The 10290-nt window shown below is 71.1% G+C and carries 12 protein-coding genes and 1 tRNA gene; 6 read left to right on the top strand and 7 right to left on the bottom strand.

All coding sequences use genetic code 11. The annotated features are described in order from the left end of the window. From PQI07_RS37275 to map, 3 genes are all read right to left on the bottom strand, one after another. The coding region (locus PQI07_RS37275; RefSeq protein ID WP_274929372.1) for a circularly permuted type 2 ATP-grasp protein at positions 1-1268 on the bottom strand (1268 nt) is incomplete at its 3' end. A gap of 96 nt (positions 1269-1364) precedes the next feature. Then, a complete protein-coding gene (radC, locus tag PQI07_RS37270; protein WP_051045073.1) occupies positions 1365-2078 on the bottom strand; it encodes a RadC family protein in 714 nt (237 codons plus the stop codon). A gap of 39 nt (positions 2079-2117) precedes the next feature. Next, entirely contained in the window at positions 2118-2945 is an 828-nt protein-coding gene (gene map, locus PQI07_RS37265) for a type I methionyl aminopeptidase (RefSeq protein ID WP_043356063.1), read from the bottom strand. Positions 2946-3144: 199 nt separating this feature from the next. Between map and PQI07_RS37260 the strand changes: the two genes are divergently transcribed. The 5 genes from PQI07_RS37260 (at position 3145) to PQI07_RS37240 (ending at position 5351) form a co-directional block, all read left to right on the top strand. Then, positions 3145-3402, top strand: a complete 258-nt coding sequence (locus tag PQI07_RS37260; protein WP_043356067.1) for a zinc-finger domain-containing protein — start codon at positions 3145-3147, stop codon at positions 3400-3402. A 12-nt stretch (positions 3403-3414) separates the two neighbouring features. Next, positions 3415-4608 carry an FAD-dependent monooxygenase gene (locus tag PQI07_RS37255; protein ID WP_274929371.1) on the top strand — a complete coding sequence of 398 codons (1194 nt, stop codon included), beginning with the start codon at positions 3415-3417 and terminating at the stop codon, positions 4606-4608. Between the two features lie 33 nt (positions 4609-4641). After that, positions 4642-4728, top strand: a tRNA-Leu gene (locus tag PQI07_RS37250). Positions 4729-4834: 106 nt separating this feature from the next. Next, positions 4835-4999, top strand: a complete 165-nt coding sequence (locus PQI07_RS37245; protein ID WP_170861835.1) for a hypothetical protein — start codon at positions 4835-4837, stop codon at positions 4997-4999. 103 nt (positions 5000-5102) lie between these two features. Beyond that, on the top strand, positions 5103-5351 hold the full coding sequence (locus PQI07_RS37240; RefSeq protein WP_043755687.1) for a hypothetical protein: 249 nt from the start codon (positions 5103-5105) through the stop codon (positions 5349-5351). On the opposite strand, the gene PQI07_RS37235 is transcribed toward PQI07_RS37240, so the two are convergent. The 4 genes from PQI07_RS37235 to PQI07_RS37220 all read right to left on the bottom strand — a co-directional run bounded on the left by PQI07_RS37235 (position 5341) and on the right by PQI07_RS37220 (position 7660). Further along, entirely contained in the window at positions 5341-6039 is a 699-nt protein-coding gene (locus PQI07_RS37235; protein WP_274929370.1) for a YoaK family protein, read from the bottom strand. The two genes, PQI07_RS37240 and PQI07_RS37235, sit on opposite strands and share 11 nt — an antisense overlap. 111 nt (positions 6040-6150) lie before the next feature. Next, on the bottom strand, positions 6151-6534 hold the full coding sequence (locus PQI07_RS37230; RefSeq protein ID WP_274929369.1) for a hypothetical protein: 384 nt from the start codon (positions 6532-6534) through the stop codon (positions 6151-6153). 106 nt (positions 6535-6640) lie between these two features. Then, on the bottom strand, positions 6641-6874 hold the full coding sequence (locus PQI07_RS37225) for a hypothetical protein (RefSeq protein WP_043383304.1): 234 nt from the start codon (positions 6872-6874) through the stop codon (positions 6641-6643). A gap of 150 nt (positions 6875-7024) precedes the next feature. Next, complete coding sequence (locus PQI07_RS37220; RefSeq protein ID WP_053610001.1) at positions 7025-7660, bottom strand: carboxymuconolactone decarboxylase family protein; 636 nt, start codon at positions 7658-7660, stop codon at positions 7025-7027. Positions 7661-7823: 163 nt separating this feature from the next. On the opposite strand from PQI07_RS37220, the gene hrpB reads away from it, so the two are divergent. Then, positions 7824-10289 carry an ATP-dependent helicase HrpB gene (hrpB, locus tag PQI07_RS37215; RefSeq protein ID WP_274929368.1) on the top strand — a complete coding sequence of 822 codons (2466 nt, stop codon included), beginning with the start codon at positions 7824-7826 and terminating at the stop codon, positions 10287-10289. Position 10290 lies beyond the last annotated feature (1 nt).

Here is a 10290-nt window from a genome sequence, read left to right as displayed (position 1 = left end):
CCAGAGGCCACGAAGGTCGGGCAGGTGGAGAGCGAGAGAGTCGGCTGGGCGATGAACCCGTCGGGCGCGTGCTTGAGCTTTCGGGCAAAGTCGTCCAGCTCGCGCTTGCTGGCGTGCGGGCCGACCAGCATGCCGTAGCCGCCCGAACCGTTGACTTCCTTGACCACCAACTCGGAGAGGTTGTCCATCACGTACGCGAAGGCGTCCTTCTCGCGGCAGCGATAGGTCGGCACGTTGTGCAGGATCGGCTCCTCGCCGGTGAAGAATTTCACGATCTCCGGCATGTAGCTGTAGACGGCCTTGTCGTCCGAGATGCCGGTGCCGACGGCGTTCGCCAAGGTGACGGAGCCGCGCTCGTAGGCGTTCATCAGGCCGGGCACGCCCAGCACCGAATCGGGCCGGAAGACCAGCGGGTCGAGGAAATCGTCGTCGAGGCGGCGGTAGATCACATCGACCTTCCGCGGCCCCTCGGTGGTGCGCATGTAGACCACGTCGTCCTTGGTGAAGAGGTCGGATGCCTCCACCAGCTCGACGCCGAGCTTGTCGGCCAGGAACGAGTGTTCGTAGAACGCGGAATTGTAGCGGCCGGGCGTCAGCAGCACGACCGTGGGGTCCCGGGTCTTCGAGCCCGGCGCGAGGCTGCGCAGGGTTGCGAGCAGGGAGTCCGGGTAGTTCTCCACCGGCGCGACCCGGTGCTTGGAGAACAGGTCCGGGAACAGGCGCAGCATCACCTCCCGGTTCTCCAGCATGTAGGAGACGCCCGACGGGATCCGGGCATTGTCCTCCAGGACGAAGAAGTCGTTCTCGCCGGTCCGCACGATGTCGATGCCGGCGATGTGGACGTAGAGGTCGTGGGGGACCCGGAAGGACCGCATCTCCATGCGGTAATGGGCGTTCCGGTAGACGAGATCGGCCGGGATGATGCCGGCCTTGATGCACTCCTGGGCGCCGTAGATATCCTTCAGGAACAGGTTGATGGCGGTGACCCGCTGCTTCAGCCCACGCTCCAGGAAGGCCCATTCCGGCTTGGTGATCACTCGGGGAATGATATCGAACGGGATCAGGCGCTCGGTCGATTCGTTGTCGCCGTAGACCGCGAAAGTGATGCCGATCCGGCGGAACAGAAGCTCGGCCTGGCTGCGACGGGTGTTGAAATGCTCGGGTGGCGTGGATTCCAGCCAGGCCTTGAGCTGGCCATAGGCGTCACGGACGGCAGCCGGATCGGACGTGCCGATCCCGTTCATCTCGTCGAAGGCCGTCACCGCCATCTCACTCCTCCCGTACGCTCTCGCTTCTGAGGCAAGAGGCGCGCCATTCATTCATGGCTATATCCGCAGGCGATAACGCTCAAGGCGGCCGGAGGATCAGATGAGCTTCAGGCCTTTCAGGCTAGCGTGACCGTTGCGGCCGAGGATCACGTGATCGTGCACCACGATCTTCAGCGGCGCCAGGACGGTCACGATCTCGCGGGTCATCGCCACGTCGGCGGCGGACGGGGCCGGATCGCCGGACGGATGATTGTGGGCCAGGATGATCGCGGTCGCCGACAGTTCCAGCGCCCGGCGGGCGACCTCGCGGGGATAGACCGGCGTGTGGTCGACGGTGCCGCGCCCCTGCACCTCGTCCGCGATGAGGTGGTTGCGCTTGTCGAGGAACAGGATGCGGAATTCCTCGCGCGGCGCGAACGCCATGGTGGCGCGCAGGTACTCATGCAGCGCGCTCCAGGATGCCAGAAGCGCGCGCTCGCGGATCGCACCGCGGGCAAGCCGCCGGCCCGCCGCCTCGATCACCTTGAGGTCCGAGGCGACCCCGGCGCTCACCCCTTCCACCTCCAGGAGCCGCGCCGGCTCGGCGCTGACCACCTCGGCGAAGCTGCCGAACCGGGCGACCAGCGCCTTGGCGAGCGGCTTCACGTCGCGCCGCGGGATCGCCCGGAACAGGACGAGTTCCAGCAATTCGTAATCGGGGAGCGCGTCGCCGCCGACCGTCGCGAACTTCTCCCGCAGGCGGTCCCGGTGGCCGTGGTAGTGCGGCGGCTCCTTCTCCACGGACGAGGGGACGGCACTGTCAGCGAACAGCCCCGCCTCACCCTCGTCCGGCCCCGGCGCCACGGCCGGTCAGGCCGCCGGGTTGACGGGCTGGTGCAGCCCCTTCGGCGAGACCGTAAAGATCTCGACGCCGGTCTCGGTGACGCCGACGGTGTGCTCGAACTGGGCGGAGAGCGAACGGTCGCGGGTCACGGCGGTCCAGCCGTCACCCAGCACCTTCACGGCGGGGCGCCCGAGATTGATCATCGGCTCGATCGTGAAGAACTGGCCGGGCTTGAACGGCACGTCGTAGCTCGCCTCGACGTAGTGCAGGATCGTGGGCGCGTCGTGATAGGTGCGTCCGAGCCCGTGTCCGCAGAAGTCGCGCACCACCGAGCACCGCTCGCTCTCGGCAAAGGATTGGATCGCCCGGCCGATGTCGTTGGTCGAGCCGCCGGGCTTCACCGCCGCGACGCCGCGCATCAGCGCCTCGTAGGTGATCTCGCACAGGCGCTGGGCCTTGCGCGGCACCTCGCCGACATAGGCCATGCGGCTCGAATCACCGTGCCAGCCGTCGAGGATCAGGCAGATGTCGAGGTTGACGATATCGCCCTCGCGCAGGGGCTTGTCGTTGGGGATGCCGTGGCAGACCACGTGGTTGATCGAGGTGCAGATCGACTTCGGATAGCCGCGATAGAGCAGCGAGGCCGGATAGGCGCCGTGATCCATGGCGAAGGTGTAGGCGAGCTTGTCGAGTTCCTCGGTGGTGACGCCGGGCTGCGTCGCCTCCATGAGCAGGTCGAGGGCCTCGGCGGTGAGGCGCCCGGCCCGGCGCATGCCCTCGAAGCCCTCGGGACCGTGAATCGGCGGTTCCGGGGCGCGGCGCGCACCCTGCGCACTGGCCTGTTCCTGCTGCATGGTCGGGACTTTTTCGCGGCGTCGTCAATCGGGCGTCGCTCTATGTACGGTGCGGCGCGCTGGAGGCCAAGCCGCGTCCGATGCAGGAGGAGCGAGGCTTGCGCCGGCTGCGGGGCTGGCGGCATAAGCGGCCGCGAGGCGCCCGGGCGCGCGCGGGCAGATTCGCCGCGCGATCGGTCACGGGGCAGGCGAGGGCCGGATGGCAGGCAAGGCGGTACCGCACTTCCACAACGAGCCGGGCGTGCCGGTGATCACCGTGGGCGTGAAGGAGTTCATGTGCATCGGCGCGCTGCCGCCGTTCGACCACCCGCACGTGTTCCTCGACATGGGCGCCGACAACGAGATCATCTGCCAGTACTGCTCGACGCTCTATCGCTACCGGGCCGGCCTGAAGGCCGACGAGGCGGAGCCGCAGGCCTGCGTGTGGCGGGACGACGCCAAGCTCGCGGCGGAGTAGGCGCCGCCCCCCGTGCCCTCTGACAGGCCATCTCTGCGGATCGGGATCGTCGGTGCCGGGATCGGCGGGCTGACGGCGGCTTTGGCGTTGTCGGATGCCGGCCATGCCGTGACGGTGATCGAGCGCCGGACCGGCTTCAGCGAGGTCGGGGCCGGGATTCAGATCTCGCCCAATGCGAGCCGGGTTCTGGCCGGCCTCGGTCTCTCGGCCGCCCTGCGCCGGGCGGCGAGCGAGCCGCCGTCGGTGGAGATCCGGGCCCTCGACAGCGGCCGCCGCATCGGCAGCGTGGCGCTCGGCGCGCAGGCGCAGGCGCGCTTCGGCGCGCCCTACTACGTCATCCACCGCGCAGACCTGCAGACCCTGCTCCTCGACGCGCTGCGCAGTCGTTCGGCGATCCGACTGATGATGGGCCGCACCGTGACGGCCGTCGCCCAGACACCGTCCGAGGCCGCCCTCACCGTCGAGGGCGCGAGCGGTGCCCAGGATGTCGCCTTCGACCTCGCGATCGGTGCGGACGGGATTCGGTCGCGCCTGCGCGCCCATCTCGATTCGGCGCCGCTTCGCCCGGGCCAGGCCGCAGCGTGGCGGGCGCTGATCCCCATGGAGGCGGTACCGGAGGAGTTGCGCGGCGCCGCGACCGGTCTCTGGCTCGGCCGCGGCCGGCACGTGGTGCATTACCCGGTGCGGGACGGCCAGTTCCTCAACGTCGTGGCAGTCGTTCCCGAGGCGGTGAGCGACGAGGGCTGGGGCCGCCTCGGGGAGCCGGCCGTCCTGCGCGGGCATCTGCGCGGCTGTGCCGGGCCGCTGCGCGACCTTCTGAGCCTTCCGGATTCCTGGCTGGTCTGGTCGCTCGCCGACCGGGCCGTGGCGCGTCCGCTCGCTCGCGACCGGGTCGCGCTGATCGGCGACGCGGCCCATCCGGTCCTGCCCTACCTCGCGCAGGGGGCGGCCCTGGCGATCGAGGATTCCGCAGTCCTGACGCGTGCCATCGCGGACCATGCGGATGTGCCGGCGGCGCTCGCCGCGTTCTCGGGCGCGCGGACCGCCCGGGTGCGACGCGTCCAGAAGGCGGCACGGAGCAACGGCCGCACCTATCATGCCGGCGGCGTAGTGGCGCTCGTGCGCAACGCCGTGATCGCCCGGCTCGGCCCGGACGGCATGCGCGACCGCTACGCCTGGCTCTACGGCTGGACGCCCCCCGCTTGATCGGGCCCGCCGCCCCCGCTACCGAGGGCGCATGCGGACGTGGCGGAACCGGTAGACGCACGAGACTTAAAATCTTGCGGCCGCAAGGCCGTGCGGGTTCGAGTCCCGCCGTCCGCACCACTCCGCCATCGCGACGCGCCCGTCCGTGCGGTCGCAACCGGTTCGCAGCCCCGTGAAACCCAGCCCGCGCACCGCCCGTCGGACCGGGGCGCCGGAGGAGAATGGCGTGGTCTACGTGCTCATCATCATGCTCGCCGGCTCGGGCTCCGCGATCGGATCGGTCGAGTTCAATAGCAAGCAGGCCTGCGAGGCCGCCGCGAAGCAGATCGCCGAAGCAGAGCGGCCCTATGGCGGGGCCTCCCCGGTCACCGTGTGTGCGCCGCGGGGTTGAGACGCCTGCGGCGCGGGTCGGCCGGGATCGTTCGCATTTGAGCGATCACCGAAACCGGCTCTTGTCGTCTCCCTGCCAGGATCGCCCGCGGGGAGATTCCGGCATGATCGACGCCCTTCAGACCGCCACGACCGGCATGACCCGGGCCACCGACCGGCTCGGGAAGGCGGCCGAGACCATCGCGGCGAGCGGTGCCCCGGTCGGCGACACGGCTCTGCCGCCCGCCGCCCAGGTGGATCTCACGAGTGCCGCCGCGGATCTGGTCGGGTCCAAATCGGCCTTCGCGCTCAATGCCGCGGTGGCGCGCACCGCCGACCGCATGATGGGCCAGCTTCTCGATATCAGCGCCTGAGGGCGGGCAGGGCGAGGCAGGCCAGGACCGCGGCCGCCGCGAACAGCAGCGCCACGCCGACGAGCCGATACGCGACCACACCCACCAAGCCGCCGCCCAGGAAGGCGCCGACGGTCAACAGATACAGCCGCAGCCGCACCGGATCATGCGGTTTCAGCCGATCGGACGCGGATGCGTCGCGGTCCAGCCAACGCGCGAGCTCGATCCCGATATCGGTGATCATGCCGGTCACGTGCGTGGTCCGCACCCGCGCCTCGGAGATCTTGGTCACCGCCGCATTCTGCAGGCCCAGGATGAAGCTCAGGCCGAGGACAAGGGTGTGGCTCCGGACCGGCTCGGCAAGCGGCAGGACGAGCAGGCCCACGGCGACGAGGAGGAACGCCTCCGCGCAGACGCTGTAGGCATATGCGCCGGGACCGGCCTTCCGGCGGCGGCGCCGGATCATCAACGTCGAGGTCGTTGCCCCGAGCACGAACAGGACCACGAGCAGGCAGGCCTGCGCGGCGAGGACGAGATCGCCCGTGCCTGTGCGGTCGGAGATCGCCGAGACGTTCCCGGTCATGTTCGAGGCGTAGAGGCCGACCGCGTAGAACCCGGCGGTGTTCAGCGCGCCGGCCACCCCCGCGAGCGACAGGGCGAGCGCCCTGTCGGCCGCCGGGCTGCGCGTCTCGCCTTCGTGGACCAGCATGGAAGCGTCGGTTGAGTGTCGGAGGCCGAATCGGCCCGATGCCGCCGCCGTCTTAAGCCACGCGCCCGGGCGCCGTCACGGCACCCGGAGCGCCCCTGGCCTCACTAAAACTCACCAGCCGCGATAACCGTAGCCGCCATCCCAGTCACCGTGCCAGTCGCCGTGCCAGTGGCGGGCGGGGCCGTAGCCGACAGGAACCCGCTCGTACGTCACGGTCCGGCGTGTGGCGTAGACCGGCGCATCCTCCTCGTAGACGCGGTAGACCGGGGCCGGCCGTACCGCCACCGGGGCGGGGGCGTATCCGTAATCGGCATAGCCATAGCCGTAACCGGGCGCCGCATGGGCCTGGGTTGCGGCGCCGATCAGCGCGCCGGCCGCGAGGCCGCCGATGATGCCCGCCGCGATGGCACCGCCGCCGCGGGCTTCGGCGGTCGTGGAGGCCAGGGAGCCCGCGCCGATCAGCGCGGCGGCCGAGAGCAGAGCGATGCGTGTCATGACCTGTCTCCAGAAAACCGGGGACCGCCTGCGGCGTCCCGGATCACGAGAGAGACAGTGCCAAACCCGCGCTGCACCGAAGCTGAAGCCGCCCTGCAGCAACTGTTCAGCTTGTCGGCGCGCCCTCCGGATCGGGGGCGGTCCGGATGTACCCGCGGGAGATCAGGCGGCTGCGCTCACGGGTGCGCCGCTCGGCCTCCATCAGGTCGGACAGAGCGTCGGCGATCGCGCAACGCAGGGCGATGCCGGCATCGCCGCCGGCAAAGCCGAGATACGCAGTGCTGATCGCCTCGACGGGGCACACGTGATCATCGCGCTGGGCCAGGACCTGGGTCAGCATCGGGTTCTCCTTCGTTGCGTCCGGGAACGAAAAGAGAACAAGCCATAAGGGTTAACGTTCCGTCAACGTCGCCCCGGCCGTTCGCGCAACGCCCTCCGAACCCTGTGGAAAACACCAATTTCCCAGCTGACGGGCTGTGGATAAGCCGGCTCACTCGGGCAGGCGCGGCAGGGGCTTGCCGTCCGCGGGAATCGCATAGCGCGCCGCGTTCAGCTCCATGGCCAGGAACGTGTAGTAGCCCGAGATCGCCGCCAGATCGACGACACCGGGCTTGCCGAACCGGGCCTCGGCCCGCGCGAAGGTCGCGTCGGAGACGCGCTTGGTGTCCTGCAGTTCCGCGGTGAAGTCGTAGACGATGGTCTCGTCGTCGCTCATCTTCGCAGGCCGGCGGCCGTCGCGGATCGCCGCGATGATCTCGGGGGCGATACCGGCCTTCTCGGCGATCGGCGCGTGGACGTACCATTCGTAATCCTGCGTCCAGCGGCGGGCGGTCATCAGGATCACCAGTTCCGAGAGCGTGGTGCCGATCTTCGGCTTGAAGCGCAGGTAGTCGCCCATCGACCGGGCCAGCGTCATCACCTCCGGGGAATACATGAGCGGCTCGAACGGCCCGAAGGGCGGCTTGCCCCGGGCCTGCGCGAAGGCCTCGGCCGCCTGCTTCTGCTCGGGGCTGTAGTCCTTCGGCGGGATGGTCGGCAGCCGGTCCTGCGCCTGCGCGGCGGCCGTCGCCAGCGGCAGGGCCAGGGAGAAGGCGGCGAGCGTCAGCGCGCGGCGGAAGGGGTTCATCGGTTCTCTCATTCTGGGTGTTGTGCCGTCAGGCCGCACGATCGCGGCAGCGCCGTCCATATGCCAGGGTCCGCACGGCGAAGACCGTGTCGAAACCCGCGCGGCGTCACGGACCGGCCAAGCCGGTTGCGCTCGACGCCGCGCCGCGCCATCAGCGGCCGCGATGGCCGGCTCCGCATCCATGCTGCCGATCGAGGCGGCGCTCCCCGATCTGCGTCGCGCGCTCGCCGCGCGGAATGCCGCCGTCCTGGTAGCCCCTCCCGGAGCCGGCAAGACGACCCGCGTGCCCCTGGACCTGCTGGGGGCGCCGTGGCTCGACGGGCGCAGGATCATCCTGCTCGAGCCGCGCCGCCTCGCCGCCCGGGCAGCGGCCGCCCGGATGGCGCAGACGCTCGGCGAGCCGGTCGGCGGGACCGTCGGCCTTCGGGTCCGCCTCGGCTCGAAGATCTCGGCGCGGACGCGGATCGAGGTGGTCACCGAGGGCGTCTTCACCCGCATGATCCTGGACGATCCGGAACTCTCTGGGATCGGCGCTGTCCTGTTCGACGAGTTCCACGAGCGCTCCCTGGACGCCGACCTGGGCCTCGCGCTGGCGCTCGACGCGCAGGCCGGCCTTCGGGAGGATCTGCGGATCCTCGTCATGTCGGCGACCCTCGACGGCGCCCGGGTCGCGCGGCTGCTGGACGACGCGCCCGTGGTCGCCTCCGAGGGCCGCGCCTTTCCGGTGGAGACCCGATACGCGGAGCGCGATCCGAACCGGCGGATCGAGGATTCGATCGCCGAGGTGACGCTGAGGGCCCTGCGGGCAGATCCCGGTTCGATCCTGGTGTTCCTGCCCGGACAGGCGGAGATCCGCCGGACCGTCGACCTGCTGGCCGAGAAGGTCGGACCGGACGTGCAGCTCGCGCCCCTCTACGGGGCGCTGACACCCGCCGAGCAGGACCGCGCCGTCGCCCCGGCGGCCGCCGGAACCCGGAAGGTCGTTCTCGCGACCAGTATCGCCGAGACCTCGCTGACCATCGAGGGCGTCCGGATCGTGGTCGATTCGGGACTGGCTCGGGTTCCGGTCTACGAGCCGGGCCTGGGCCTGACCCGTCTTGTCACGGCCCGTGCCTCCCGCGCCTCGGTGGACCAACGCCGCGGCCGCGCCGGCCGCACCGAGCCGGGCCTGTGCTGGCGCCTCTGGTCCGAGGCCGGCACCAACGCCCTCGAACCGTTCACGCGGCCGGAGATCCTGTCCGCCGACCTCGCCGGGCTGCTCCTCGACTGCGCCGCCTGGGGTGTGACCGATCCGGGCACACTCGCCTTCCTCGACCCGCCCCCCGCGCCGGCCCTGACGGAGGCCCGCGCCCTGCTGACCGAACTCGGGGCGCTCGATGCCGATGGGCGCCTGACGCCGGTCGGCGAGCGCCTGCGAGCCCTGCCGCTTCCGCCGCGGCTCGCCCGTATGGTGACGGTCGCGGCCGGAAACGACCACGCACGGGCCGCCGCCGACCTCGCCGCCGTGCTGGTGGAGCGCGGCCTCGGGGGGGACAGTCTCGACCTCGACGAGCGGGTCGAGCGGTTCCGCCGCGACCGCGGCGGACGCGCCGCCGACATGCGCCGGCTCGCCGACGGCTGGGCCCGGATCGCCGGGGCAGGCAATTCCGCGCTCCCGGATGCCGGCCCGGTCGCCGCCGGCCCGCTCCTGGCGCTCGCCTATCCCGACCGGGTGGCCCGGGCGCGCGGCCGCGACGGCGAGTTCGTGATGGCGAGCGGACGGGCCGGTCGCCTCGACCCGGCGAGCCCGCTCGCCCGCGAAACCTATCTGGTGATCGCCGATCTGGCGGGATCGGCCGCGAGCGCCCGGATCCTGGCTGCGGCGGCGATCGGGGCCGAGGCGATCGAGCGCCTCTTCGCCGACCGGATCGAGTCGCGCACCGAGATTGCCTTCGACCCGCAGGCCGCCGCCCTGCGGGCGCGGGCGGTCCGGCGACTCGGCGCGGTCAGTCTCGGGTCACGGCCGCTGCCGGTGCCGTCCGATCCGGAGAGCGCCGAGATCCTGGCGCGGGGCATCGCCGATCTCGGGATCGAGCGACTGCCGTGGACGCCGCCCCTGGCGCAATGGCGCGCCCGGGTGATTTTCCTCCACGCCGCCGAGGGCGACACCTGGCCGGACCTGTCGGACGCGGTGCTGGCCGGAACCGCGGAGACGTGGCTGGCGCCGTCCCTCGTGGGGCGCGCCACCCTCGCGTCGGTCACCGCGGACGATCTCGCCGGCGCCCTCCAGAGCCTGGTGCCCTGGGCGCTGCGCGCCCGGCTGGACGCGGAGGCGCCGACCCACGTGGAGGTCCCGACCGGCTCGCGCATCCCGGTGGATTACACGGCCGAGGAACCGGCCCTGGCCGTGCGGGTCCAGGAGCTCTTCGGCCTCGACCGGCATCCCCGGGCCGGAGGACGGCCGCTCGTCCTGCACCTGCTGTCGCCGGCCCAGCGGCCGATCCAGATCACCCGCGATCTGCCCGGATTCTGGCGCGGATCCTGGGCGGCGGTGCGGTCCGAGATGCGCGGCCGCTATCCGCGCCATCCCTGGCCGGAGGATCCGCTCAGCGAGGCGCCGACCCGTCGGGCCAAGCCGCGCGGAACCTGAC

Origin of the sequence: Methylobacterium sp. 092160098-2 (assembly GCF_028920805.1) — a bacterium.
Classification (GTDB): Bacteria; Pseudomonadota; Alphaproteobacteria; order Rhizobiales; family Beijerinckiaceae; genus Methylobacterium; species Methylobacterium fujisawaense.
The sequence above is the reverse complement of the archived record's forward strand: the minus strand, read 5'-3'. Positions and strand labels throughout refer to the sequence as shown.

Coding starts and splice junctions, on each gene's coding strand:
- map (WP_043356063.1), bottom strand. CDS start 2,945: ATGCAGCAGGAACAGGCCAGTGCGCAGGGTGCGCGCCGCGCCCCGGAA.
- PQI07_RS37260 (WP_043356067.1), top strand. CDS start 3,145: ATGGCAGGCAAGGCGGTACCGCACTTCCACAACGAGCCGGGCGTGCCG.
- PQI07_RS37240 (WP_043755687.1), top strand. CDS start 5,103: ATGATCGACGCCCTTCAGACCGCCACGACCGGCATGACCCGGGCCACC.
- PQI07_RS37235 (WP_274929370.1), bottom strand. CDS start 6,039: ATGCTGGTCCACGAAGGCGAGACGCGCAGCCCGGCGGCCGACAGGGCG.
- PQI07_RS37230 (WP_274929369.1), bottom strand. CDS start 6,534: ATGACACGCATCGCTCTGCTCTCGGCCGCCGCGCTGATCGGCGCGGGC.
- PQI07_RS37225 (WP_043383304.1), bottom strand. CDS start 6,874: ATGCTGACCCAGGTCCTGGCCCAGCGCGATGATCACGTGTGCCCCGTC.
- PQI07_RS37220 (WP_053610001.1), bottom strand. CDS start 7,660: ATGAACCCCTTCCGCCGCGCGCTGACGCTCGCCGCCTTCTCCCTGGCC.
- hrpB (WP_274929368.1), top strand. CDS start 7,824: ATGGCCGGCTCCGCATCCATGCTGCCGATCGAGGCGGCGCTCCCCGAT.